Below are 25,229 nucleotides of genomic sequence, written 5' to 3' on the forward strand. Positions count from 1 at the left end.
ATGAATTTGCTTCAAACCCATACGCCTTTCTATATTCCAATGAGAAACTTGTCTGCAACGGCTGTTACAGTCTCATACCTATAGCCCAATTTCTATTATTTATTCTTTCCACAACAAAATTTATACTTTAATCCACTTCCACATGGGCATTTCTCGTTTCGAGATATTTTCTTTTTTACAGATATATTTTTATCTTTACTATCTTTTAGCTCTTCTCTAACCAACGGTGGAAAAGCCATATCAATAATTCTATTTGTTAGAAGATGATATGGATTAAGTAAATCATCAACAACCATCATTGTAACTTTGCTTGTATTTCCTATTTCACCATTAAAACTTGCTGAATACGACTGTATCACCCCAAATTCATGCATATGATATTCAGGAGAAGGATCACAGTCAACCAACATAATATCTCCCACCGTATTTGATTTTCCAGTCAAAAAAATTCCAATGGCAGATAATTGTATAATCTTTCTCAGAGAATTACTATAATTTTTATCAATGTTAAATATGTTGTCATTGTTAAATACGTGTAAATCATCTCCAATTAAAGCTGTATACAACAGACTACAAGCATTTTCCAATGATTTTTGAAGAGCGAAAATCATCAAAGTTTCAGCCAGTAATATTTCTTCTATTTTTTCAAATTTTTTTACCAAACATTTTTCTAGTGGTTTAATACTTTCTGGCACTACATCTAAAGGACACGCTACTATCTCCTTCTCCAAAACCATAAACATAGTATGTATGTCATCAGGTTTAAGTTCTTCAACCAAAGCATTAATCGATGAATTAATCAGTTTTTTGTATAGTTTGGATTCTCGAAACGCTTCCGCAGCTTTTTCATATTCCTTTTCAGCTAAGAAAGGGACTCCTGCAGGTGCAGTTATAGGTCTATATTTACTATATGGGTCCAATGCCTTCGCAATCTTAGGATTTGAAATCTCTAACTCCTTAACACATTCTTTTATAAGAGCGTAAATAGTGGCATGTGCTCTTGCAAATATCTGTATGTCCTTATCAGGTAATGGTGTAATCCCTTGTAATACCGTCTTATAATCATCCGTATGTTCATTAGCATAAAGATACCCATAAAACTGGTTATTTCCGTGTTTTGCCGCCTCATGAAACATTGAATATTGGGGTATCACACATTCTTCAGATTTGCTAGTAAAAAGCCTTAGATATGTATCGTTGACAATATTTGTTTCTGCTCTTTTCTGTATTATCTTGCATAATTTGAATACTTCAGATCTAAAATCCACTGCTATCACCACCTTAATTATCTCTTTAATCTACGTTTTTCTTCTGCCGCATATAATTCTTTCTGTATAAGTTCTTTTATCTCATGTTCACCCACATGCTTAACAGTTTCATTAATTGAGTATTTTTGAGTAACATAAACCACATTATCGTTATTTAATAGATTAAGAACGATATTCGGTATAATTCTCCTTGATAGATACAAGAATTTCTCAAACAGAAGTCGTTCGCCAGTTTCGTCATTTAGTACAAATGGTCCCCATTTTTCTGGATGATAACGGCAAAGCGATCCCATAATAAAAAGTGCTGCATACATATTAAACAAAGGCGGCAATGTAATCAACTGTCCATTCTTTATAATACCAGCTTGTAAGTAAGGCTGTCCGGAAAAGGAAATCATTTTAATATCTTTTCCTGACATCTTTTTCCTTAAGATAAGATAATCCCTGTCTGATTCACGTTCATGTCCTACTTGCGGTGGAAGATAATTTTTCTCAAACCCCTCAACATTATTTAGAACTGCACCAATAGCTTCAACCTTATCTTTGTTTAAATATAATCGTTCGATTGTTCCTGTTGGTGTATTAAAAAGATCAAGAAGAAGCGTATTGCCATTTTCTTGTGCATAACATTTTCTATAATCCTGATCGATTTCAACAATAGATGATAAGAAATCCATCATCTTCCATTCACCACACTTTGTCAAATCCTTTTCGAGCCCTAATATTCTCGCAAATTGATGTATACCTCCAGTATTAGGATCTCCAAAAACAACATTAGCCTCTGCAATATATGTACTTATTGTAGAATCTATTGCTGTCATGCCATGATTTTTTATTTCAGGTCTCTTACCTGTCATCAATGAAGTCAATCCTAATAGCAGATTAGTTGCTCCATAATACAAAAGTAGCGGCGATATCTGAAGATTTGCACTCTTACTTGCTTTAAAATATTCATTTGCCTGCAGGAAAGACCCAATAATTGTGTTTATTGTATCTTCATCCCCATCCAAGGAATGTTCCTTTAAATATCTTGAAACGTTCGCTCGATATGAGTATTGTAGTAGTTCTCGCCACAAATCATCTTCTGGACTTTCTGTAAATATTTCTCTATTTATCATGGTTAGCCTTTACCCTCCCTATTAGATGTTTTTAGGATAATTTGATAGTATGTTTTTTATCTCTAAACTGCACAGACACTCTTGCACGAAGAACCATTAACTAAATGGCTTCGTAATATAGTCATTCACCCCAGCTTCTAATCCTGTCACAATGCCTACTTCCATGTTATTTACAGTAAGCAGAATAATCGCTACCTGACTATTTTTCCTGATTTCTCTTACAAAATCAATTCATTTCCATCCAGCAAGTCCACATCCAATAAAATGAATATGATATCTTCCCTTTTCAAGATTTCTCTAGCCTCATGCAAAATTCTGCACTGATAAAAGAAATAAGCATCTTTCTTTAAAACCAGACATATTCCATCATTTAATTTTTGTCATCTTCAACAATCAATTCACTCTGCTTTCTTTCAAATTATATTAATTGTATCATTGCCAGTTTTATAAATCAAACCGTTAAATCACAATCTCCAACGGAAATTATCTTATAAGCAGCAAAAAGCTCCCGAAGGAGCTTTCCACGCTTTAAATATACACTAATTCTTTCAACACAATCTCTTCTGCAGCATTTCGGATATTATTTACCGCCCTGACCCATTCCATCTGGTCACGAGCTTTCATTTCTTCCGTAATGCCTTGCCTCTCCATCATCTGACGCACCAGAATATTCATTCTCTCCTGTGCTTCATCGTCCACAGAATTCAGATGTTCTGTCAATCTGTCTTCCAACATATACAGTGAATACATTACCGGACGATGCTCTTTCAGATATGTTTTCCGCATCATTCCATATTTCCCATAATGCGGTTCTTCATCTGTACTGACAAGATTCGGATAGTAAATTCCGTCTGCGCCAAGTGTGTTGGTTCCACCCATTTTTTCAAATGTGCTTTTCATGTGTTATTCCTCCTTGAAATCAGCGATGTCCTTAGATCATCGCATAATATTTCAGGGCAGCCTTGATAGCATCTTCTTTCTCTTTCGGACATTGTGGAACTCTTGCATTTTCTGATTTTGGAAGATTATAGTTTTCTCCCACTTCAATTCCACATTTGCGTTTTACCTGAGAAATATATAAACTTGAAACCTTCAAGCCAGATTCTTTCAACACATAATCTTTGATTTCCTGATAGGTCGCTTTCAACTCGGCACTGGTGGCATCCAGCTCGTCCAGGTCTAAGTCGATCTCTATCGTGTCATCTGGTTTTTGTTGGGACAAAAGAACAACCGTCTCTACATGGAACGATACCTCCTGATTGATGTCAGAGTAACCGCCTGTTCGCGGAAACATATCATGTCAAAAAGGAAACAAGTCCACGCTTGCCAAAAATCCCGATTCACATCTGAAAATTGTGTAAATTTCAACATCTATATCAAGGTCTTTACTGTCTGCGTTTATGGGAAACAGTCGAGTAATTCCCTTGGATACTATAATAATGCAGGCATTTTGGCATTTCTGTGTTTTTGTCACTGTCTCGACAGTTAAGACAGTAAAAGCTGACTTATTTCCTCATAGAGAAGCTGCACTGACTGCTGATGGGCCAATACACTCCACAGTGTTGAGTTGCTGGATTTCACCGTCTCGACCTTACAAATTGAACTCTTTTTTCAGAATGTCTATCAGTTCTAAAGCTCGCTGCTTATCAAACTGTATTGTCTGCTTTGCACTTCCCGTGCTTCCTTCAGCTCCATAAGTCTGAATCTGAAATAACTTCTCACCACCAACTACCGTTGATGAATATGTCGTTTCTCTGACATCTTGTTTTCTGAAGTTTCTGTTTTCCTTTTCCCATTTATCTACAAACATTAATTCATCCCCGTTCTATATTAAAGTGTGATTCCACAATTGTATTCAACTGCTCTGCTATCTCGACAAAGGGCAAGTTTAAATCCAATGTTCTTACTGTTATCTGATTTCCATGCATCTGATATACATTGTCTGGCTGTATTTCTTCTTCCGTTTTAGCATACAATAACATGCCCGAAACCTTGTGCTCTTCATCACCAAAATCATAATCACGATTCTTAACATAGGTAAAAATTTGATACATGTTGTTAGAGTGAAGAGTGTGTTTATCATACTGCGTTTGCGTTGTGCGACTGTAATATTTTGCATCTATGATAAGCACAATATTTCCCATTTGAAGATGAATGTCACTCTGCATAACCGGCAACATTGTCCTGATGCCATCATCTACAGACCAAGGAATCTGGGATGCACTTACCGTCAATTCCGGGTAATGTCGACTGTAATATTCCAGAATAAACTTTTCATACAATCTACACATACGTTGCTCATCAACAAACGAGGCCAACCTATAATCACCAGCGTCCGTCGTAATAAGCATTCCTTCAATAATTAACTGGCAAATACTAATCAGCATCCTGTAGGTCTGATTATTACGTTGAAATCTTATAGATGACCATCTGATTGATGTCGGCTCCAAAGTATCAACGTTGGAAAAAAACAGCATCTTCTTTTTTAGGTCATCTTTGTATTTAGATTTTACCTTCGCATTTCTCAACAGCAATGTAACCGTTGTTTTAATAATCTGGTTAAAGAGATTATTCTCAGACAGCTCATCAAAATCACAGGTCAGAACTCGTTCATGAGCCAAACGGTTTTTTATGGTGCCGGGCATATTTATTTTTCCACGCATTACAGGAAGTACTTCCTGTCGATTTATATACTCTCTATATAAACCCTGCTTTAGCTGAATGCCGATTCCTTTTGCAAGTATAGCAGCCAAAAGGTCGTACATCTCATCAAATGATTCGACCGCCACATCCTCATAGTTCTCCTGATTCAATGTCTGAAATGCATAAGACAGCATATGGTATATGTTTTTTATTAATATGCTTTTATCCTTTGTCATTGAAATACACCGTGCAGAATATTCTCCCAGCGCTGTAGCTTCGCACTCTCATCGAACCAGTACTCACTGAGCATAGGTAAAATATCAAAGTCGACAACATCCTTCATCCATTCTTCTGAGCAATCATCCGCGTTACAGAAATAGCTGTGACCAATACAGAAACCTTTACCAAGCGATTTGTCCTGCATTATTTCTTTGTTAAGTTCTTTGATGCGCTCAATCAGAGTGTTGAATGTATCGTTTGCAAATCCTTTCTGGTAATTGATAAAACCTTCTGAATCAAATCCGGGTTCCATGTCAAAAAAGCTAAAACGGCGTCTTAGCGCATAGTCAATCATAGCCAAACTTCTATCCGCAGTATTCATCATACCAATGATGTGAAGTCTCTTCGGAACAGAAAAACTCAGTCCGTTATAGGCAAGTGTTGCTTTCTTATCACGGTAGTCTGCTTCTATCAACATTAGCAGTTCTCCGAAAATTTTACTCATATTACCACGGTTGATTTCATCAATTATGAAGAAGTAATCTTTATCCGGATGGTTAGCTGCTTTCTGACAGAACCTATAGAAAATTCCATACTTAAGTTCAAAGCCTTCATCAACCGGTTTATACCCCATCATGAAATCTTCATACGAATAATTCTGATGGAACTGAACAAACTCGATACGGTCGTCATCTACTTCTTCCATAATAGAGTAAGCCAGTCTCTTTGCAGCAAATGTTTTACCAACACCCGGTGCACCCTGAAGGATGATGTTCTTTTTCTTTTTCAATACTGCTGCCAGTCTGTCGTATTTAGCTTCAGTCATGTACACATCTTTTAAGAAGTCAGCTTTTTTATACTCATCCTTACCCTTAGTTGAAGGTGCCGGATTCTCATCACGAATCATATCCAGAATAAATTCATATTCGCCCTTAGTAAGTTTGAACAAGCTACCCTGTGGATTTATGAAATACTCCATTTTTTCAAGCTCAGAGCATTCCTTCAGGGTTGCAAAATCAATCGGGGAAGATAAGCCTTCCAGCTTTTCAAAATAAATCTTCTCTCCATCCTGCTCAGCGCTAATTCGCATTAATGCAACAACCTGCTTTACTGGTGTAGATTCGTAACCTATAACCATATCACCGGCTTTAGCATCTAAGAAATTCTGGAATATACGTCTCTTGTTTCCATTGTCGTTATACAGAGTATAGTCCTGAACCTCGCCAACAGGCATGCTCGCCATACTCCACATTTTGGGATTAGCGTTTAAGAACCAATAACGAAGACCTGACGCATCATTTTTCAAGAGTTCCTCTTTCGTAACATCGAAATAAGGTCTCAGGATATAATCCTCAAACAACTGCATTTCACTTTCTGGAACAGAAATACAGGTAGAGTTATCGTTTGGTGTCCACCATTTCTTATCGCCAGTATATGCGCTTGTATCACGTGACTCAGCTATAATGGTATAACTTCTCTCACACCAGCCATCCTGCTTCTCAGGATTCTCATCAACTTCATCGGAATCAATTCGTCCCAACAATCTGATACTATTTCCACGGCACAAATAGAAAAAGTCACCCTTTTTCATTGTAGCCATGAAGTCTTCGCCCTGAGGTACTTTTGATTTACCTTTTGCCGCTGTATCTTTATGAACAACTACAACTCTTCTTTTCTCAAAAGATGCAGCTTCCATTTCTGAAATACAATCATTTCCATGACTAATTTTCCAGAAATGAGGTGCCAGATTTGCGTAAAGATTTACTTTTGACAAATCAATTCTCTCCAATGCTTCTGCAAGTTCACCTCTGAGCTTCCAAACATAAGAGCCTTCTTCATCTTTTTTAGCAGTTTTACCAACATACAAAACAGGCCACCACTTACTGTTCTCGTCATCACGAGACATTACTGGGCATCCTGTTTTCTGAACAACCCTTCTTGCCAGTGCAGACGAACCTGAATTGTAGAAGTTTTTACTTTCACCGTATTTAATTGCTAACTGGGTACATGTAGCTTTTCCACCATAATCAATCATACGCTTCATGATTTCCAAGCTACTGTCTGTGAACACTTCACTATCGTTAAGCAATGCCTCCCAGTCATCGACTGTTAATGCAGGTGTATAATCTACTGGCCACCACTCATCGGTTGATGGTGCAGATGCATCCTTATTCAAGTATCTGCTAATAAAGAAGCCTACATCAATTGTAAGAGTTCTAAGCTCTGGGTCAGGGTAGCAGGTTCCTGTTATCTGAGAAGCGAGCATATTCTTCAGTTCTTCGTCCTGCTTTAACTCAGCACAGATTTCATTGTAAAAAGCAAAAAAATTGCGAATATTATCTGCGTAGGCGCCTTTCTTGAAAATATAGTCACTCTCCAACTCACTGGATACTGCCTTGATTTCACTTAATTTGTAAATATAATACTTGTCCGGATAGCGTAACCAGAGATATGTGCAAATAGCATTTTCATACTGATAGTGCTGACCCGCTCCATTACCGTATCTTTCAAGAAGGCTGTTAGACTTCTGCTTGAAGCTATCGATACGCTCATACACATCCTTGCTCTCATCAAAAAGCTCGATGAACATAGCTCTAACTTCTTCCTGAGCAATCTCTGCAAACTTAGTTATCATTTTTGCCGGGAAGTTATTTACTGATGCCAGAAGGTTTCCAGTCTGCGATAAAGCCTTTGTCAGCATTCCAGCAAAATCATCGGAATTCACATCCCAATTGACCTGAAAACACTTTACTGCTTCCCATTTATATTTTTCATCTGGCCACTGCGTCTGAACAAATCGCTTCTTATATTCAACAAGTGCAGCCTTTAATCGAAATTTATCAAACATAATAATTCACCGCCTTACTTCGCATCACGCAGGCTCTTGTATATTTCATCAGAGAAAATACCAAGCACCTGATGCTTCATTTCATCATTTGACAATAAGAGTGAGAAGAAGTCCTGATTCTGGGATAATCCTTCAATCAAGGCATCATCAATATCGTCAAAATAAGAGAATTCAAAATCTTTCTGTGTATTATTCTTTGCACTAGTCTTAAGCTTATCTGACTTCATCAGAATATCTCTAATCTGAAGCATAGCCTTTACAACGACATCGTTATCATAGTTCTTGCCAGTGCGACTGTTGATTTCATCAATGATTTCGGACAGTCGTTTTTCTTTATCCTCAGTCAAACCGAAATGTTCTGCTGTAGGGAGTTTCATAACCGGACTTGCAACAAGGTTAGGCTTTGTGTGCTCTTCACCCTTCTTCTGCACAAAGTTTGTAGCTTTAATCTTTCCGTCAAGGTTAAATCCACCACCGGGATGTTTGATATTAATATACGCAAGCAAATAGGCGATATAGTTGTACTTCTTATGAAGGTCAGTATCCTCAAAGCTTGAAACCTGAAGAAGAAACTCATAGAATCGTACAAAGCTTCTCATAATCGCGATACAATTACGCTGTTCTTCATATTCAAAACGTTCCAATAACTTCTTGCTCTTTTGAAGGAAGAATGTCAATCTCTGCTTCTGCTTACCAGTAACTTTCTGCGAATACAGAATATCATTTGCTGCTTCGATATCAACTGGGTCAAGAATTGCATATGCATCAATCTTAGCTTCCAAATCATATACCGCACTTGGCGTAACTGAATTAGAAAGCAATGTCGTTGTGTAGTAAGGTGCAAACGCAGCCTTTATATCTTCATATGTATTCACAAAGTCCAATACAAATGTTTTCTTGTCATATGGTGCACAGATACGGTTCAAACGTGATAAAGTCTGAACTGCATTTACGCCTTTCAGCTTCTTAAGCACATACATAGCACAAAGCTTCGGCTGGTCAAATCCAGTCTGATATTTATTTGCAACCAAAAGCACTTGATAGGCATCTGTATCAAATTCTTTTGTTAAGCGGTCTTCAGGAAATCCATTCATTGAAGCTTCTGTATATTCACATTCATCATCTGGAAGTTTTACCTTCCCCGAGAATGCAACAAGAGCATGAATTCCATCATAGCCCTTCTTAGCAATATAGTCTTCGAAAGCCTGACGATATTTGACTGCTCCCTGACGAGAAGCAGTGATAACCATTGCTTTCGCCTGACCACCAAGTTCCTGCATAACAGAAGTTCTGAAATGCTCAACAATAACCTCTACTCTCTGCGCAATATTGGTATCATGAAGTTCTATAAATCGAGCAATTTGTCTCTTTGCTTCATTGGTCTTGCATCGTGGGTCATCCTCGATTTCTTTGTTAATCTGATAGAAAGTAGAATACTCTGTATAATTCTGAAGCACATCAAGAATAAATCCTTCTTCGATAGCCTGCTTCATTGAGTAAACATGAAATGCCTCTCTCTGTCCCTTTGTATTCAGTCTTCCAAAAAGCTGAATTGTTGTAGGCTTTGGTGTTGCTGTAAATGCAAACATTGATACATTTGCCTGCTTACCATTTCGCTTAATTTCACTTGAAATCATATCTTCAACATCAGCATCCACTTCTTCACCAGACCCCAAAGCCATAGTAACCGCAGCCATATCTTTACCTGCTGTAGAGGAATGAGCCTCATCGATAATAACAGCAAATCGCTTTTCTTTTAATCCGGCCACACTATCCACGATATATGGGAACTTCTGAATTGTTGTAGCTATGATTTTAGTATTTCCGTTCAATGCAATCGCTAAATCAGCAGAGTTGCATTTATCATCCATTACTCTGATGAGACCAGCTTTATGTTCCATACCCATGATGGCCTTCTGGAGCTGGCGGTCAACAACTACTCTATCGGTCACGATGATAACGTTATTAAAAATTATTTTGTTATTTGCATCATGAAGAGAAGTGAGTCTATGAGCAAGCCAAGCTATAGAATTTGTTTTTCCGGAACCGGCACTATGCTGAATTAAATAATTCTGTGCTGTTCCATTCTCTCTTACATCTGCTAATGTTTTTCTGATTACATCCAGCTGATGATATCGAGGGAAAATAAGGTTTTCTGAACGCTTAACTTTTCCGGTCTGCTCATCAACTTTCTCTTTTACTTCAATAAAGATAAACTTGCTAATCAAGTCGAGTACCGTGTCCTTGGTAAGAATATCTTCCCACATGTATGACACACTATATTTGTCCTCAAATATAGGATTACCGGCGCCAGCAGTCACACCTTCACCGTTACCCATATTAAATGGAAGGAAGAATGTAGCATCTCCATCGAGTTTGGTGGTCATGTATACTTCCTCTAAGTCCATCGCAAAGTTTACAAGTGTTCCCGCCTTAAACATGAATAATCTTGTTTTTGGATTTCTGTCTGTACGGAACTGATAAATTGCATCCTGATATGACTGACCTGCAGCATTGCACTTTAACTCAAATGACATAATAGCAAGGCCATTCAGGAAAATAACAACATCAACTCGTTCTTTATCACTGGCCCACACCTCCTCCATAACAGAGAAGATGTTCTGTCCATACTTTCTTGTTAATTCCAGATTAAAAGTCGTAGCTGGCTTGGTATACATCAGTTCAAGCTTCTGATTTGAAAGCTCAATACCATGCTTCAATACTTCAATCAGGCTACCACGAGCTTTAGTCGTCTCAGCGTTAATAAAGCTAACTATGGTCTCTTCCAAATCAGCCTTATAAATCTTTCTGAGATATTCCATTGCTTCTGGCTGTGTATCACTCAAGAACTTAAATAGCATCTCGCGGTCAACAGCGAAATAACGGTCAAAGTTACTGGCCTTACGTATGATGTATCCATTATCCTTTTCCAGTCTTTCAAGAAGGAACTTCTGATACTCTTTTTCAGATACAATGGATGCATGATGAATAATCCTATCAGCGTAGGCTGCTACTCTTTTTGCAGTATTCGCTGCATTTTGAGTTTCTTCAAAATCAATTGTCTGAGTCATCTTCTCATCCATTGATTGGCACCTCCTTCTTTCCGGTTACATATTCATAAATAAAAGTTTTTTTATACTCTTCAAGTATACCTAATTGTTCTTTTTTCTTCTCTATTGCATTCTCTACTTCTGCACATACTTTATCTAAATAATCGCAAATCTTATGTTGCTCTTCTTTTGATTTTGGCAATGGAATATAGATATCTTTCACTTTATCCCAACTACGGAAATCACTTGTATTACCACGTACACCATTTGAAATCAATTTGTATACACCTTGATAAGCAAGATATTGCATATAATAAACAACAAATCTCTTATCCTCAGTACTATCACATACGTGAACAACTCTTGTAATTTTCCCATCGAAATCTGATAATGCAATCGCGCCATGCCACGTATCCATACCATGAATTGCAATATCTCCTTTTCGGATTCCTTGCATAGCATTATCTTCACTTACCATTTTTCCAACAGCGTTTTCATCTCGTACTAACACCTTCCCCTTATTAGAACAAACCAATGCCGTATCCTCAGCCTCAAATGTTCTTGAAAGTTTCGTACAAATATACCCAATTTTTGACATACTCCAACTTTCATTAATTGGTCCAACGTAGAATACGCCACTTTCTTTAGTATTAGAATTAAAATCTAATCCCTTAGTTACAGCTTCTGAAATTACAGAACACTTATAACTTTCTAATACATCAATTTCGCATTGTATATTTGCAAGCAATGTATCAATTTCTTTACACTTTTCATCAAGAAAATCTGCAATTTGTTGCTGTATATTCACAGGAGCTACCGGGATGTATAGTCCACCAAATTTATCCATAGGTATTCTCATTCTAATAGTATTCAGTTTTCCGTTACCAGACTCCTTTATAAGAATACCATTGCCAAGCCCAAATAGACTTCTCTGAAATAATGTAGTTTGAAAAATATAATTATAAAATCGCACATCGTCTTCGGTTTCTTTGGGCCTAAGCATATAATACACTGGACTAACACAGCCAAAATAATTAGAGAGCCCCACTGAACCTGAAAGGATATTCATGCTATTCATAACAATATCTCCCGGATACGCTAATCTATAAGCAGACACATCTTCCTTCGGTTTATTTCCTCCACCTTCCTTTTCGCTATATGGAATAACGCCTTGTTTAGCTGTCAGTGACAAAATAAAGGAAGTTCTTATAGGATTATTCTTTTCTATTCGTTCTCGTAAAACATATTTTATCTTTTTTAACTCCCACGAGGATGGAATCTCGCCAAGCCATTGAATGCCTGTGTCTTTCATTTCACTCATTCCTATCCCCCCTTAACCAAATAACTTTTCTATACTTTCTGATACCATTCTTTCAAGTTCAACAAATTTATCAGCCAGTTCTACACTTGACTGTGGAGCCTGATACTTATAAAAAGTTCTTGTAAACGGAATCTCTGCTCCAGTTTTTATAACCGGTTTTTTTGCTCCTAAATTCTCCTCAAAAAAGGCTTTTGCATCAGGTACATACGGAATGACCTCTCTATCCATATAATCCTGAATATCCTCTTCATAAGCAACAAGTTCTATATCCTTTGAATCCTTATCGTAAATAATATTTCCTTTTTTATCTTTCTGGATTTCTGCACTTTTATCCATTTCAGATAAACCATATGCTATCTTTGAAATAATCTTCTTGTCAGCTGTTGCATTCTTTAAAACATCAGTTAATACTGGTAAAAATTCTTTTTCAGACATATATTTTTTGTCTGATAAAGAGTTTTCTAAAGCTTCGATTATTGCATCGTAGACAGGTTTATTTTCTAAATAGCCTTCAAGTTTTTTCTGTTCTTTTCCAGTAAGTTCCTCTGCATTCTCCAACTCATTGACTTTTGCTTCATCATATAATGTACTTAAAGCACCGGATTGAAGCATATACTGAACCCGTTCTTCTGTAATTGCATAACTTCTTTGCAAAGGTTGCATAATTGCATATTCTCTGTAAATAAAGTCCTCATTCTTAAATATTCTACTTTCTTCACTTTCAATAAAATCAAAATACAACTTCGTAATTTTAGACCTATCATCAGGAGAAATTTCATTTTTCTTTTTACCGAGAGCTTTACGAAGCTTGTGATATATATTTGATGCATCAATAAGTTGAATTTTTCCTTTTCTTTCAGCTCTTTTATTTTTAGACAGAACCCATATATATGTTGCAATTTCTGTATTATAAAATAATTCAGTTGGGAGTGCTATTATCGCCTCTACTAAATCATTTTCAAGAACCCATCTTCTAATTTGGCTCTCACCTGAAGCTGTCCCTCCATTAAATAACGGACTACCATTCTCAATAATTGCAGCTCGTCCAACATTATCATCCATCTTATCAATAGCTGACTGAAGGAAAAGCATCTGCATATCACCAGAACCCGGAAGACCTGCGCCCCAGCGACCATCAAATCCTTTTTTATACTCGTCGTTTACTGCATCTTCAACACCTTCTGCAGCGTCCTTACCTCCCCAAGGAGTACCAAATGGAGGATTTTCAATTACAAAACGCATCTTGGTATCTTTGAAGCAGTCTGCCTTCATAGTATCCTGATAGCAGATATTTTCTGCATTCTGTCCTTTAATCATCATCTCTGCAAGACAGATTGCATAAGACTCCGGATTGATTTCCTGACCAAAAAGGCGCACATCAGCTGTAGGATTATATCTTTTGATGAAGTTATAGCTTGTAGAAAGCATACCACCAGTACCACAAGCTTGGTCTAATACAGTTATAACTTTTCCGTCATCAAAAATATCATCGCAGCCTTCAGCAAGAAGGATATTTACCATAAGCTTGATGATGTCACGGCCTGTGTAGTGGTCACCAGCTTCAGCATTTTCAGAAAATCTACGAATTAAATCCTCGAAAATGTATCCCATCTTTACATTATCAATTGTACGCGGATTAAGGTCTAACTCAGAGAAAGCCTTAACAACACTAAGAAGACGGTTGTTCTTATCCATCTTGTCAATCTGCTTATAGAAATCCAGACCCTTTTCAGCAGATACGATAATCTCCTGAACATTAGGTGAAAAGCTCTGCAGATATGCTTTGAAATTTGCAGCAAGATGGTCTGCGTCATTAACAAGCTCTGCGAGGTCAAATTCACTGGTATTGTAGAACTGGAATCCAGAAATACGATACATAGCTTTAACAGGATAGTTCGGATTTGCCTTGAACTGCTCAACTACCTTCTGCTTTGTAGGTGCCAGCGCACACTCAAAACGACGTATAATAACCATCGGAATAATAACATCTTTGTACTTATCACTCTGGTAGGTACCACGCAGCTTGTTTGCGATAGACCAGATAAAATTCACTTCTGTAGATACATCGACTGGGGAATCATCCCACATTGCATCAATTACTTGTTTGTTAGCCATTGCTTTATCCTCCAATCACGGGAATATACCATTCCCAGCATAGTTCTATTCTTAATTCTTAGGTGTCCCAAAATACGGACTTAGTCTTCATCCTCTGGATAATCATCAAAAGGTGGCATTCCTTCGTATTCCTCCGGATGAAGCTCCCTATATAAATCTCTCAGCTTATATCTTAATTTTGTAGTTTGAGGTCTTAATACCTCTCTTAGTTTACAGCCTTGCTCCCAAGACTCATTTCTTGCAATTAGCACATATCCACGTGGCGTTTCTAAAGCACGCATATATTCATCTGTGAGATACTGTGTCAAATCATTAAGTGCACCAATCGTATCAAAAATAATTCTGCGAAGCTCCTTATTCTTGAACTTCAACATTTTCACGTCCCATTTTTCGCGATAGCTTATATCAATCTCGTCGTAAAGATTGATATCAACTCCGGGAACTGTAAAATCCGTTTTGATGCATTTAATCACAAGCTCGTCGTAGTCTTTTTTGAATTCTTCCAGCAGCTTTGAATCCTCTAAGCTAATTGTGATTTTTCCAAAAGGAACCACTTCACTTTTTACTGCCTCTCCAGCGAGATAAACATTGGCCGGTCCACTAATGTTCACCTCATTAGCATTGCCTATGAATGTATGTCCATCTCCCGGAATATTTATTTCCTTTGATTGAGACTTATCATCACTCATGTTCCACCTCTTCTTCAATATTCATCATCATCTTATAATGCTGTTCCTGCTGCATTGCTTCGAATATTAATTTGAATACAGTCTTATACTGTTCAACATCAGTTCCATCCTCAACAAAGTTTAATCCATCACTAATAATTGCAGGACTTTCGTTGATATAAGAAAGCAATGCAGACGCTAAATGGTATCTGTCATAGTTAGGTTTTTTACCTTCTTCGTAATCTATGAACTTTTCTTTGTTATCTTCAAGAACAATCTTTACTAAGTCATTTCCATCATAACCGCAAAGTTGAATAAAGTAATACTCTAATATACGGCGAATGACATTTGTCAGAGTGTTAACTGTCTTAAGTTCTCTATACTCATCCCATAGAGCTGCATATGAGTTTTGAATTGGATTATAATTTTCTATTTCTGTCGGCACCGTTTGACTCTTTCTCACGCACAAAATAATTCCTGAAACATTATCTGTTTTACGAATCAAATAGAACGAAACACTACGATAACGTTTCACTTGATGATGCGTAATTTCCTTGTGGAAATAAACATTATGCGTCAGAATAAAAATCTGCTTAATGTAATCACCATCGACCTTCTGACTTCTATAGTCAGTATTGTTATAGCAAACTTCAATCATTTCTCTTACAAGAGCACTGACTATGAACAATGCTCCGCTATCCATACTTGATACAGGGTCATCAATAACAACGATTTTTTCTTTCACCTCATCACTACTATAGCTACCCTTTACCAAATGATAAAAATACAGGAATGCAATAAAGTTTCTTTCGCCTTCAGACAGCTTTTCAGCAATGCTTCCGTCCGGACGAATTACTTCATATGTGTTCTGAACGCCTTCCTTGGCTTTTAAGCTGAATCCCTGAAAACCGGATGTGTGAATTATTCTATTGATACCTTCTATTGCTGCTTCTGTGTTTACGACCTGCTTGTTTAGTTCTGCAATATCATTGTTAAGCTGCTTACCCTCAGCAATCAATGTTTTCATCTGTGTATTCAGAGCTGAAACATCAACAGAAATCTTCGTGATGGTGTCTCGATATGTCTTAACAACATCCTTTAGCACATAAGCAAGGTACTCCCACACTTCTTTCTTACACTTGATTTTTTGGTTCTTAATATCGCTAACAATATTATTTCTGGCACTAATTTGAGCATTCAGCTTATCGATAATTGCACCTATATCCAGAAGAAGTGTATCTATATCCTCAAGCGATGCAATCGTCGTAGGCTCCTTAACCTTGGCAGCAATGCGCTGATTGTTAATAGTGATTGCATCTTGCAACATCTTTAATTTGGTTTGATACGGCTCAATGTTTAATCCCGGCATAATCTCGCCGAGATTACCCTGAAGGGTTTTCAATATTGAATCCATCTCGGATTTATATACAGACTGGAATTTTGTTATTTCCGTTATGTCCGACTGATACTGTGCATCAAAACAAGCTGCTATATCTTGGTCAAAATCCTCTGGCAACTTCTGCTGGCAGTATGGACACTTGCCATTCGTCTGTCCAGCGTAATGTGAATGACCTTGTCTTACCCAGTCAGTTGCATTTAACGCTTTAATGAAACTTGCAAATGGGGTTTCACTACTGCTTGCAATTGCCTTACCCATAAGCTCATATCCCGGAAGAGACGCGTAGGTCGCCTTACCAGCCTTCGCATAAACTGCATATTTTTTATCATCACCGTGAAATATTGTATTTACCGTTGATTCCAGTTCAGAAAAATCATGGTCAACTGGGGTTATGGCCAATATCTCTTCAGCGAATAATGCCTTCTTCTTTTTACCGGTGATAACAGCATCAAATACTACTCGCATCCTTTCTGTCTGTTTCCAACACTCTTCTTGATATTCTATCAGCGCAGTATCTTTTTCGCCTTGCTTCTTGTCAGCGGTTTCCTTGGCTTGTTTGTATTCTTCGCCCTTTTGTTTTTTCTGCTCAGCTAATTCTTCTAATTTCTTTTGTACTTCAATATTGGTTTCGCATACTGTAAATACACCTGCTAAATTATCATAGTTTGCAAAGTTAGCATTTACAAAATCAGTATCATAAACCAAGACATCATAATCTGACACAGACTTTCCGTTCTGCCATTCAACCTCTGAATTTGACTTTATTGTTCTCGCTATGGTAGACTTACCAGCACCATTTTTACCATAGAAAAAATTAACGAATGTCGGCTCTATTACTTCACCTGTAAATGTGGCGTCATTTAGTGTTATTTTTTCAATAGCTGATTGCATCTTTGGCTTCATAATAAAACCTCCTCCTTATTCTTTAATTTTTCCTTCTCTAACCCATTCATCTACTTCAGAGATTTTGAACTTATATCTTTTACCTGCCTTATAAACAGGAAGTTTTCCTTCCTTAATCCATGTTCTTACAGTATCCTGACTCAAACTCAAATGCTCTGCGACATCCTCAAGATTGACCCATTTTTCTACCTGCATGCTTTCATATTCTTCGCTCATCTTCTTACCTCCATGAATATTTTCAATGAGTGTTAATGTTACATTCTAAATAGTGGAATACCGTTTTCACCTAAGACCTCCACCATATTTATTCTCTTTATAGCCCAATGCATACGATTGAGTTCGTTAAAATTCGTATTACCTTGAAGCCCCAATTCATATATGAGTTCATTCAGTTTTTGCTGTGGAATCGCATTAAGTAGCTGATAATACACTTTGATTCCATTATCCTGCACCTTCACATCGGTAATAATCCCATAATGTGCGTAGTGATTATCATCGGTTTTGCCATAACTATGGTTTTCTGTAGCTATGATTGTAGGAAACATTTTTATTTCAGCTATAGCCTCCGGTGTTAATGCCGCATACTTCTTTTTCAAATCATCTGATGTACTTTCTGTAATAGCTCTGTCTTTATCCACCATTACATGGCCTGTCCCATCAAGTTCATCACCTGCAACAACAATCAAATTGTAATAGTCCAAATTCAATGTCACCTGCATCGGCGTGTTCTGATACATTCCATTTGGCAAAGAGCTAACCAATATCATGGTTTTGTATTCGTTCTTGACGTTATCTGCATGAGCAATAAGTGTATTGCCATCTCCCGGAAGATTGATTTCTGTGGGAGTGTCATTTTGCTGTAACACAGTAGGTCCAACAGACTGAAGTTTATTCTCCATTCTTCTTTCCTCCGTAGAAATTATTCACTGTGTCGACATGGTTATAAAAGCTATTATTGTTACCAGTGACATTAAAGTTGAAAGTCATCTGTGGTGCATTCTTCTTTGATGGCTCATCACCATCTTTTTGTTCCGACTCAACAGGTTCAATAACTACAGTCTCGTCATCTACTTCCTCTGGTTCTATGCTCTCTGCAACAAACGCATAAGACAATAGTATCTGATGATTTATTCCTTCACCCATATCACCTTCATACACCCTCGGCGCACCGCCTTTAGGAGGGCACCAAGTATCATATGTATCTCTTCCGATTGTAGCTGCCTCCTTACGCATCACAGTGAAATGAAATACACCAAGAAGAAATGCCTGAAAGCAAAAATCTGTTTTCCTTATTATCTGTTCCTTACTAAGTGTATCTCCGTTCTCACAAACATAAAAAGGCTGTTCAGGAAGAATAGTTTCATCTTTATCAATTAATTCGACGAGCGCTTTAACAAGTGTCTCGTCTTTTTTTGTGGTGTCTTTCATATGAAGATACTCTGCACAGAAAGCAATCATAGCATTTAAAGCTTCACTGTAATTATCACTAATTCTCTGATTGAACGCCTTTAATGCTGTTCTATCACTGAAAGGGAAATATGTACCACCTTTGTTTTTGCAACTTTTGTAATCAAATGTATTTCCCTTAATTGTTTTCATCATAGATTCTAACGGTTCCTGAAAATCCGGAACAATTACCTTTGATAATCCTATCAACGATTCTGGCTCGGATAAACCATCAGTATCTCCCATATAGTGTTCTCGCACACCGTATCTTGGTTTTCTGGCCTCCAACAGCAGTGTAAAAAAAGTACCGCCGCAGAGCCTTATATTCTCATTATTTGTCATTGATTGTCCCTCGTTTATAAAATACCAACTCTACTAACTGTACCAACTATGGCAGGCCAACTTAGCTAACTATTGGATGTCTCTATGAGCTACTCATAGGGACTTTTTTAGTTTTGTTTGTTAGAAAAATCGATTTTATAAATCAGATTAACTCCTAACAAACCCCACTAAACCATTATAACACACAGCTGCACTTTTTTCAATCTCAGCGCTATAAACAAACCAAGTAGATGATGAAACTTCAGTGATAGCCATGTGAAAGCCCTGTGAAAGCTCAAAAAGCCAATCACAGGAGGAAAAAATCATGGCAAACAACGAAAACCAGAGTAAAAAACGTTACTATCCACTTCGCGATGATGAGAATCCTTACAAGGTCTCACTCGTGGAAATCACCGAAGCTCAGTACAGAGCTCTGTATCCTGAAATCTGGGCAACCCAGAAACGTGAACAGTACCATCATCGCTGTATGTGTACAAAGAAGTATCTTTGGAAATGCGATGGAAACTGTGATTTATGTGAATACCACGCTGCAGGTGACATTCTTTCATTAGATGTACCTACGGAAGACGGTAATGCGAATATGTATGACACTATTCCCGATACCGCTCCTACTATGGAAGATGTTATTTCAGATGCAATTCTTCTTGAACAGCTTATTGCTAAGTTCCGAGAGCTCGACCCCGATGCTGACCGCATCATCGAGATGCTTGGCAATGACCTCTCCGACCGTAAGATTGCAGAACAGCTTGGTCGCAAGCAGAGAACTTTTGCTGACCAGATGAAGAAGTATAGAACCGAGTTTCGTAATATGCGCGGCTATTAATCTTACATAAGATAGGTAGCAATCCCACTCCTCTGGCATCCATCAAACAGATGTCAGAGGAATTTTTATTTTTTTCAAAATTTCTCCGCTCAAACTTCTCATCCATCTCCAGTGGAAAGTGTAAGGCAGGTCACAACAAGCCTTAACAACCACAGAAACGGAGGTGAAGCAAGTGAAACAGTCCTACTTCGATTCAAGCGGTAACGACCGTGAATTGATTGCAGTACTAACGGCAATCTCACAGGTATCCGCGAGAATGGCGAGAAACATGACAATCCTCGCAAACACAAGACAATCAGAGAAAGGAGAAAGTCGCTATGAGCAAAATGAGCGATATGGCAATGACCATCGAAGAGCTGCGAAGTGCAGCCGCTGCTATTAATGAAGCAGCAAACTGGTTAGCAGAACAGTTCAGCGGTACAGCTGAAGAAGCCCCCACAAAGGAACCTGCTGCCAAGAGAGAAAAGAAACCGGAACTCAAACTTGAGGATGTACGTGCTGTTTTAGCAGAAAAGTCCCGTGCAGGACATACAGCTGCTATCCGTACAATTCTTCAGAAATACGGGGCTTCCAAGTTATCCGGTGTTGACCCTAAGCACTATGAAGCCTTGTTAAAGGATGTGGAGGTGCTTGACAATGCCACCTAAAGGACACGCGGTATTATCCGCATCAGCATCACATCGCTGGTTAAACTGTCCACCTTCTGCAAGACTCTGCGAAAGCTACGATGACAAAGGCAGTGATTATGCTGCCGAAGGAACCGACGCACACGAGCTTTGTGAGTACAAATTGAAGAAGGCTCTGGGCATGGAAGCCAGCGACCCTACTGAAAATTTGACATGGTACAACGAGGAAATGGATGACTGTGCAAATGGTTACGCCGCTTACATCCTCGAACTGGTAGAAGCAGCAAAGGAAACATGCTCTGACCCGAAGGTACTGATTGAACAGCGTGTTGATTTCTCACGCTGGGTTGAACAGGGATTCGGAACTGCTGACTGCATCATTATCGCAGATGGAACCTTGAGAATATGCGATTACAAGCATGGTCTCGGTGTTCTGATATCCGCTGATGATAATCCGCAGATGAAATGTTATGCGCTCGGTGCCTTAGAGCTCTTCGATGATATTTACGACATCGATACCGTCAGCATGACAATCTACCAGCCAAGGCGTCAGAACATCTCTACTTTCGAGATTTCAAAGGACGACCTGTATGCTTGGGCCGATGAAGTATTAAAGCCTACAGCTGACCTTGCATTCGCCGGTGACGGAAACTTCCTCTGCGGTGAATGGTGTGGTTTCTGTAAAGCAAAACATGAATGCCGTGCCAGAGCGGAAGCAAATCTCATGCTTGCACAGTATGACTTCAAACTTCCACCGCTGCTTGAGGATTCTGAAATTGAATACATCCTCTCCCGTGCTGATGAACTGGTAGCTTGGGTATCAGATATTAAAGAATATGCTCTGCAGCAGGCAATCAGCGGTAAGGAATGGAATGGCTGGAAGTTAGTCGAAGGACGCGCCAACCGCAAATATTCCAACGAAGATGCTGTCATTCAGGCTGTTACCGATGCAGGCTTTGACCCTTATGAGAAGAAACTTCTCGGTATCACTGCAATGCAGAAGTTACTGGGTAAATCCAGATTTGATGAGCTACTAACAGCTTATATCGAAAAGCCGCAAGGCAAACCTACTCTTGTGCCGGAGAGCGATAAACGTCCGGCAATGAACAATGCAAAAACTGATTTTATGGAGGAAAATTAAATGAACAAGAATGTAAAAGTATCAAATCCTATGAAGGTAATCACTGGCCCTGACACTCGTTGGTCTTACGCTAACGTATGGGAGCCAAAGTCAATTAACGGAGGTACACCTAAGTACAGCATATCTCTTATCATTCCTAAGTCTGACACCAAGACCATCGCCAAAATTGAAGCTGCAATCGAAGCTGCCTACAAAGAAGGTGAAGCTAAGCTCAAGGGGAATGGCAAGTCTGTCCCTGCTCTTTCTGTCATCAAGACTCCGCTTCGCGATGGCGATATGGAAAGACCTGATGACCCTGCTTATGCCGGCAGCTACTTTGTAAATGCCAATGCTACATCTGCACCGGGTATTGTGGACGCAGACCGCAATCCTATCCTTACTCGCTCTGAGGTTTACTCCGGTGTGTACGGTCGTGCCAGCATCAGCTTCTATGCTTTCAATAGCTCTGGCAATAAGGGAATCGCCTGCGGCCTTAACAATCTGCAGAAGATTCGTGATGGTGAGCCTCTTGGCGGCAAGGCATCTGCTGAGTCTGATTTCGCATCTAATGAAGATGACGATTTCCTTGATTAATGGAGGTGGCGACTATGGAAATGTTACAGTCTATTCTCGTAATCATCCTTCTTGCTATCTGGTTTGTATTCAGTATCGTGTTCCTTATCACTGCGGTTCAGAATCTCATCAATGACCGCAAGCGTGAACAGCGCGAAGTTGAAAAGGACAAGCGTGACCTTGAATACCATGAAGCTCGTATGAAAGAACTCAGCAAATAAACCAATCTCATATTATTAACCGTGGAGGTGGTAGGAGCAATCCTGCCACCTTTGAGGTTTAGAAAGGACAAGCTAATGAAAACACTTAGTATTGATATTGAAACTTTCAGCGATGTACAGCTTCCGAAAACAGGCGTATATCGATACTGTGAGTCTCCTGATTTTGAAATATTGCTATTTGCCTACAGCGTAGATGCTGGACCTGTTCAGGTTGTCGACCTTGCCTGCGGTGAAAAGATACCCGAAGCTATCATTGCTGCGCTTGAAGATGATACTGTCATTAAGTGGGCATTCAATGCTTCTTTTGAACGTATATGTCTCTCTCGCTTCTTAGGTTATCAAACCGGCGAATACTTAAATCCTGAAAGCTGGTGCTGTTCTATGATATGGGCGGCCACAATGGGACTACCATTATCCTTGGAAGGTGTCGGCACAGTTCTTGGACTTGAAAAACAGAAACTTACTGAAGGAAAAGACCTCATCAAATATTTCTGTCAGCCTTGCGCTGCTACTAAATCTAACGGCGGCAGAACCAGAAACAGACCTTTTCATGCTCCTGATAAATGGGAAGCCTTCAAGCGATATAACATCCGTGATGTTGAAACAGAAATGGGTATCCAGCAGAAACTTCATAAATTCCCTGTACCCGATAGTGTTTGGGAAGAATACCACATCGACCAAGAAATCAACGACCGTGGTGTAAGACTGGATATGGAACTTGTGCATCAGGCTATTGAAATGGACTCTCGCTCTCGTGAAGAACTGACTGCTACCATGAAGGATATTACTGCACTTGAAAATCCGAACTCTGTCCAACAGATGAAACAATGGTTATCAGATAACGGTGTAGAAACCGACAGCCTTGATAAAAAGACTGTGGCAGAGCTTTTGAAAAACGCTCCGGAGAAGCTTGCTGACATACTTACTCTCAGGCAGCAACTGGCGAAATCATCTGTGCGTAAATATCAGGCTATGAAAAAGACAGTATGCGATGATGGTCGCGCCCGTGGAATGTTTCAGTTTTATGGGGCAAACCGCACCGGCAGATTTTCAGGACGTAATATCCAGCTGCAGAACCTGCCTCAAAATCATCTTCCTGATTTAGCAGAGGCACGCAGTCTGGTACGTTCCGGTGATTTTGAAGGTGTAAAGCTTTTGTATGAAGATGTACCAGACACCTTATCCCAGCTAATAAGAACAGCATTTATTCCTCGCAATGGCACTCAGTTTCTTGTTGCAGACTTTTCTGCCATCGAAGCTCGTGTGATTGCATGGTTCGCCGGTGAAGAATGGCGCCAGAAGGTCTTTGCCAAAGGCGGTGACATTTACTGTGCTTCTGCTTCACAGATGTTTAAGGTTCCTGTTGAAAAGCATGGTATTAATGGGCACCTGCGCCAGAAAGGTAAAATCGCAGAACTTGCGCTTGGATATGGCGGCTCCGTAGGTGCTTTGAAAGCTATGGGGGCTATCGAAATGGGACTTACAGAAGATGAGCTTCCTGCACTTGTAGATGCTTGGCGCCAGTCAAATCCACATATCGTTGAATTCTGGTGGGCAGTAGACCGTGCTGTTATGGAAGCAGTCAAGTATAAACACACTACCACCGAATATGGACTCACCTTCTCTTGCAGAAGCGGCATGCTCTTTATCACTTTGCCTTCCGGCAGGAACCTTGCATATGTTAAGCCAAAGATAGGAACCAATAAGTTCGGTGGTTCCTGCATTACCTATGAAGGTGTCGGCAGCACTAAGAAATGGGAACGTCTCGATTCTTATGGTCCTAAGTTCGTGGAAAACATTGTGCAGGCAACAGCTCGTGATATCCTTTGCTACGCTATGAAAACTCTGCAGCACTGTTCTATCGTTATGCATATTCATGATGAACTTGTTATCGAGGCTGACCCTCGTATGTCATTGGATGCTGTATGTGAGCAAATGGGAAGAACTCCGCCTTGGGCTAAAGGTTTGATTCTTCGTGCAGATGGTTATACAACACCATTTTACAAAAAAGATTAAATTCATCCGCTCAAACCGAGCGTTCATCTCCAGTGGAAATTAGAGGTGGACGCTCTTTTAGTCTGCCCGGGAAGGAGGACTCTGATATGAGCATCAGCAAATTCAACAACGAAGGTTATCCTGACCCAACTGCCCATGACTCATTGGCGACAATCGAACAGGAACAGCGTGCCCTTCGTGCTTTCAGGCCTATCGTGTATATCTGTTCACCCTATGCAGGTGATATTGAAGCGAATGTTGCTGCTGCAAGAAGATACAGTCGCTTTGCAGTGGATGAAGGATATATACCCATTGCACCACACTTACTGTTTCCGCAGTTTCTTAATGATGCAGAACCTGCAGAACGTGAACTCGGCTTATTCTTTGGTAACGCACTGATGAGCAAGTGTTCTGAAGTATGGGTGTTTGGCAATCGTATCTCATCCGGAATGGAAGCAGAAATCAATCGTGCCAAGTGGAAAAACTACCGCTTGCGCTATTTCACAGAAGAATGTCAGGAGGCTTAATACT

The 25,229-nt window shown here is 39.1% G+C and carries 22 protein-coding genes and 1 pseudogene; 7 read left to right on the forward strand and 16 right to left on the reverse strand.

Annotated features, from left to right (window positions below; all coding sequences use genetic code 11):
* Positions 1 to 95: 95 nt before the first annotated feature.
* The 16 genes and pseudogenes from DW159_RS13860 to DW159_RS06690 form a co-directional block, all read right to left on the reverse strand.
* On the reverse strand, positions 96 to 1,280 hold the full coding sequence (locus tag DW159_RS13860) for an SEC-C metal-binding domain-containing protein (RefSeq protein WP_242992634.1): 1,185 nt from the start codon (positions 1,278 to 1,280) through the stop codon (positions 96 to 98).
* A 5-nt stretch (positions 1,281 to 1,285) separates the two neighbouring features.
* Positions 1,286 to 2,386 (reverse strand): YaaC family protein, encoded by a 1,101-nt coding sequence (locus DW159_RS06620; RefSeq protein WP_117549575.1) that lies wholly within the window; start codon positions 2,384 to 2,386, stop codon positions 1,286 to 1,288.
* A gap of 96 nt (positions 2,387 to 2,482) precedes the next feature.
* Positions 2,483 to 2,617 carry a response regulator gene (locus tag DW159_RS14195; RefSeq protein ID WP_334294121.1) on the reverse strand — a complete coding sequence of 45 codons (135 nt, stop codon included), beginning with the start codon at positions 2,615 to 2,617 and terminating at the stop codon, positions 2,483 to 2,485.
* A 297-nt stretch (positions 2,618 to 2,914) separates the two neighbouring features.
* On the reverse strand, positions 2,915 to 3,286 hold the full coding sequence (locus tag DW159_RS06630) for a TnpV protein (RefSeq protein ID WP_117549577.1): 372 nt from the start codon (positions 3,284 to 3,286) through the stop codon (positions 2,915 to 2,917).
* A 31-nt stretch (positions 3,287 to 3,317) separates the two neighbouring features.
* Positions 3,318 to 3,629, reverse strand: a pseudogene (locus DW159_RS06635) (23S rRNA (uracil(1939)-C(5))-methyltransferase RlmD); the annotation flags it as partial.
* Between the two features lie 348 nt (positions 3,630 to 3,977).
* Positions 3,978 to 4,196 (reverse strand): methionyl-tRNA formyltransferase, encoded by a 219-nt coding sequence (locus tag DW159_RS06640; protein ID WP_117549579.1) that lies wholly within the window; start codon positions 4,194 to 4,196, stop codon positions 3,978 to 3,980.
* A gap of 4 nt (positions 4,197 to 4,200) precedes the next feature.
* Positions 4,201 to 5,265: a 5-methylcytosine-specific restriction endonuclease system specificity protein McrC gene (gene mcrC / locus DW159_RS06645; RefSeq protein WP_117549581.1), complete on the reverse strand. Its 1,065-nt coding sequence runs from the start codon at positions 5,263 to 5,265 to the stop codon at positions 4,201 to 4,203.
* Positions 5,262 to 8,096, reverse strand: a complete 2,835-nt coding sequence (locus DW159_RS06650; RefSeq protein WP_117549583.1) for an AAA family ATPase — start codon at positions 8,094 to 8,096, stop codon at positions 5,262 to 5,264. Before DW159_RS06650 ends, mcrC begins: the two co-directional genes overlap by 4 nt.
* A gap of 14 nt (positions 8,097 to 8,110) precedes the next feature.
* Positions 8,111 to 11,179, reverse strand: a complete 3,069-nt coding sequence (locus DW159_RS06655; protein ID WP_199412494.1) for a type I restriction endonuclease subunit R — start codon at positions 11,177 to 11,179, stop codon at positions 8,111 to 8,113.
* Positions 11,172 to 12,467, reverse strand: a complete 1,296-nt coding sequence (locus tag DW159_RS06660; protein WP_117549586.1) for a restriction endonuclease subunit S — start codon at positions 12,465 to 12,467, stop codon at positions 11,172 to 11,174. The genes DW159_RS06655 and DW159_RS06660 overlap by 8 nt, the downstream gene beginning before the upstream one ends.
* Positions 12,468 to 12,479: 12 nt before the next feature.
* Positions 12,480 to 14,582, reverse strand: coding sequence for a type I restriction-modification system subunit M (locus tag DW159_RS06665; RefSeq protein WP_117549588.1), 2,103 nt, complete (start codon positions 14,580 to 14,582; stop codon positions 12,480 to 12,482).
* 80 nt (positions 14,583 to 14,662) lie between these two features.
* The gene (locus DW159_RS06670; protein WP_117549590.1) at positions 14,663 to 15,271 is read right to left on the reverse strand and encodes a hypothetical protein; all 609 of its coding nucleotides are present in this window, start codon (positions 15,269 to 15,271) and stop codon (positions 14,663 to 14,665) included.
* Positions 15,264 to 17,552 carry an AAA family ATPase gene (locus DW159_RS06675; protein ID WP_117549592.1) on the reverse strand — a complete coding sequence of 763 codons (2,289 nt, stop codon included), beginning with the start codon at positions 17,550 to 17,552 and terminating at the stop codon, positions 15,264 to 15,266. Before DW159_RS06675 ends, DW159_RS06670 begins: the two co-directional genes overlap by 8 nt.
* A gap of 15 nt (positions 17,553 to 17,567) precedes the next feature.
* Complete coding sequence (locus DW159_RS06680) at positions 17,568 to 17,768, reverse strand: helix-turn-helix domain-containing protein (protein ID WP_117549594.1); 201 nt, start codon at positions 17,766 to 17,768, stop codon at positions 17,568 to 17,570.
* Positions 17,769 to 17,806: 38 nt separating this feature from the next.
* The gene (locus DW159_RS06685) at positions 17,807 to 18,451 is read right to left on the reverse strand and encodes a hypothetical protein (RefSeq protein ID WP_117549596.1); all 645 of its coding nucleotides are present in this window, start codon (positions 18,449 to 18,451) and stop codon (positions 17,807 to 17,809) included.
* The gene (locus DW159_RS06690; protein WP_117549598.1) at positions 18,441 to 19,340 is read right to left on the reverse strand and encodes a hypothetical protein; all 900 of its coding nucleotides are present in this window, start codon (positions 19,338 to 19,340) and stop codon (positions 18,441 to 18,443) included. Before DW159_RS06690 ends, DW159_RS06685 begins: the two co-directional genes overlap by 11 nt.
* A gap of 304 nt (positions 19,341 to 19,644) precedes the next feature.
* Between DW159_RS06690 and DW159_RS06695 the strand changes: the two genes are divergently transcribed.
* The 7 genes from DW159_RS06695 to DW159_RS06725 all read left to right on the forward strand — a co-directional run bounded on the left by DW159_RS06695 (position 19,645) and on the right by DW159_RS06725 (position 25,225).
* Positions 19,645 to 20,163 (forward strand): sigma-70 family RNA polymerase sigma factor, encoded by a 519-nt coding sequence (locus tag DW159_RS06695; protein WP_117549600.1) that lies wholly within the window; start codon positions 19,645 to 19,647, stop codon positions 20,161 to 20,163.
* Positions 20,164 to 20,480: 317 nt separating this feature from the next.
* A complete protein-coding gene (locus DW159_RS06700) occupies positions 20,481 to 20,810 on the forward strand; it encodes a DNA ligase (protein WP_117549601.1) in 330 nt (109 codons plus the stop codon).
* Positions 20,800 to 21,930, forward strand: a complete 1,131-nt coding sequence (locus DW159_RS06705) for a DUF2800 domain-containing protein (protein ID WP_117549603.1) — start codon at positions 20,800 to 20,802, stop codon at positions 21,928 to 21,930. The genes DW159_RS06700 and DW159_RS06705 overlap by 11 nt, the downstream gene beginning before the upstream one ends.
* Positions 21,931 to 22,503, forward strand: coding sequence for a DUF2815 family protein (locus DW159_RS06710; RefSeq protein ID WP_117549605.1), 573 nt, complete (start codon positions 21,931 to 21,933; stop codon positions 22,501 to 22,503).
* Positions 22,504 to 22,517: 14 nt separating this feature from the next.
* Positions 22,518 to 22,703, forward strand: coding sequence for a hypothetical protein (locus DW159_RS06715; RefSeq protein ID WP_117549607.1), 186 nt, complete (start codon positions 22,518 to 22,520; stop codon positions 22,701 to 22,703).
* Positions 22,704 to 22,778: 75 nt separating this feature from the next.
* Positions 22,779 to 24,719: a DNA polymerase gene (locus tag DW159_RS06720; protein WP_117550540.1), complete on the forward strand. Its 1,941-nt coding sequence runs from the start codon at positions 22,779 to 22,781 to the stop codon at positions 24,717 to 24,719.
* An 86-nt stretch (positions 24,720 to 24,805) separates the two neighbouring features.
* Positions 24,806 to 25,225 (forward strand): DUF7768 domain-containing protein, encoded by a 420-nt coding sequence (locus DW159_RS06725; protein ID WP_117549609.1) that lies wholly within the window; start codon positions 24,806 to 24,808, stop codon positions 25,223 to 25,225.
* Positions 25,226 to 25,229: the final 4 nt, after the last annotated feature.

This window comes from Coprococcus sp. AM14-16, assembly GCF_003434675.1.
GTDB lineage: Bacteria > Bacillota > Clostridia > Lachnospirales > Lachnospiraceae > Coprococcus > Coprococcus aceti.

What these genes read in the sequence shown, in the direction of transcription:
- DW159_RS06660 (WP_117549586.1), bottom strand. Translation starts at nt 12,467, where the DNA reads ATGAGTGAAATGAAAGACACAGGCATTCAATGGCTTGGCGAGATTCCA.
- DW159_RS06675 (WP_117549592.1), bottom strand. Translation starts at nt 17,552, where the DNA reads ATGAAGCCAAAGATGCAATCAGCTATTGAAAAAATAACACTAAATGAC.
- DW159_RS06670 (WP_117549590.1), bottom strand. Translation starts at nt 15,271, where the DNA reads ATGAGTGATGATAAGTCTCAATCAAAGGAAATAAATATTCCGGGAGAT.
- DW159_RS06640 (WP_117549579.1), bottom strand. Translation starts at nt 4,196, where the DNA reads ATGTTTGTAGATAAATGGGAAAAGGAAAACAGAAACTTCAGAAAACAA.
- DW159_RS06685 (WP_117549596.1), bottom strand. Translation starts at nt 18,451, where the DNA reads ATGGAGAATAAACTTCAGTCTGTTGGACCTACTGTGTTACAGCAAAAT.
- DW159_RS06725 (WP_117549609.1), top strand. Translation starts at nt 24,806, where the DNA reads ATGAGCATCAGCAAATTCAACAACGAAGGTTATCCTGACCCAACTGCC.
- DW159_RS06665 (WP_117549588.1), bottom strand. Translation starts at nt 14,582, where the DNA reads ATGGCTAACAAACAAGTAATTGATGCAATGTGGGATGATTCCCCAGTC.
- DW159_RS06655 (WP_199412494.1), bottom strand. Translation starts at nt 11,179, where the DNA reads ATGGATGAGAAGATGACTCAGACAATTGATTTTGAAGAAACTCAAAAT.
- DW159_RS06690 (WP_117549598.1), bottom strand. Translation starts at nt 19,340, where the DNA reads ATGACAAATAATGAGAATATAAGGCTCTGCGGCGGTACTTTTTTTACA.
- DW159_RS06695 (WP_117549600.1), top strand. Translation starts at nt 19,645, where the DNA reads ATGGCAAACAACGAAAACCAGAGTAAAAAACGTTACTATCCACTTCGC.
- DW159_RS06700 (WP_117549601.1), top strand. Translation starts at nt 20,481, where the DNA reads ATGAGCAAAATGAGCGATATGGCAATGACCATCGAAGAGCTGCGAAGT.
- DW159_RS06705 (WP_117549603.1), top strand. Translation starts at nt 20,800, where the DNA reads ATGCCACCTAAAGGACACGCGGTATTATCCGCATCAGCATCACATCGC.
- DW159_RS06650 (WP_117549583.1), bottom strand. Translation starts at nt 8,096, where the DNA reads ATGTTTGATAAATTTCGATTAAAGGCTGCACTTGTTGAATATAAGAAG.
- DW159_RS06620 (WP_117549575.1), bottom strand. Translation starts at nt 2,386, where the DNA reads ATGATAAATAGAGAAATATTTACAGAAAGTCCAGAAGATGATTTGTGG.
- mcrC (WP_117549581.1), bottom strand. Translation starts at nt 5,265, where the DNA reads ATGACAAAGGATAAAAGCATATTAATAAAAAACATATACCATATGCTG.
- DW159_RS06630 (WP_117549577.1), bottom strand. Translation starts at nt 3,286, where the DNA reads ATGAAAAGCACATTTGAAAAAATGGGTGGAACCAACACACTTGGCGCA.
- DW159_RS06710 (WP_117549605.1), top strand. Translation starts at nt 21,931, where the DNA reads ATGAACAAGAATGTAAAAGTATCAAATCCTATGAAGGTAATCACTGGC.
- DW159_RS06680 (WP_117549594.1), bottom strand. Translation starts at nt 17,768, where the DNA reads ATGAGCGAAGAATATGAAAGCATGCAGGTAGAAAAATGGGTCAATCTT.
- DW159_RS06715 (WP_117549607.1), top strand. Translation starts at nt 22,518, where the DNA reads ATGGAAATGTTACAGTCTATTCTCGTAATCATCCTTCTTGCTATCTGG.
- DW159_RS06720 (WP_117550540.1), top strand. Translation starts at nt 22,779, where the DNA reads ATGAAAACACTTAGTATTGATATTGAAACTTTCAGCGATGTACAGCTT.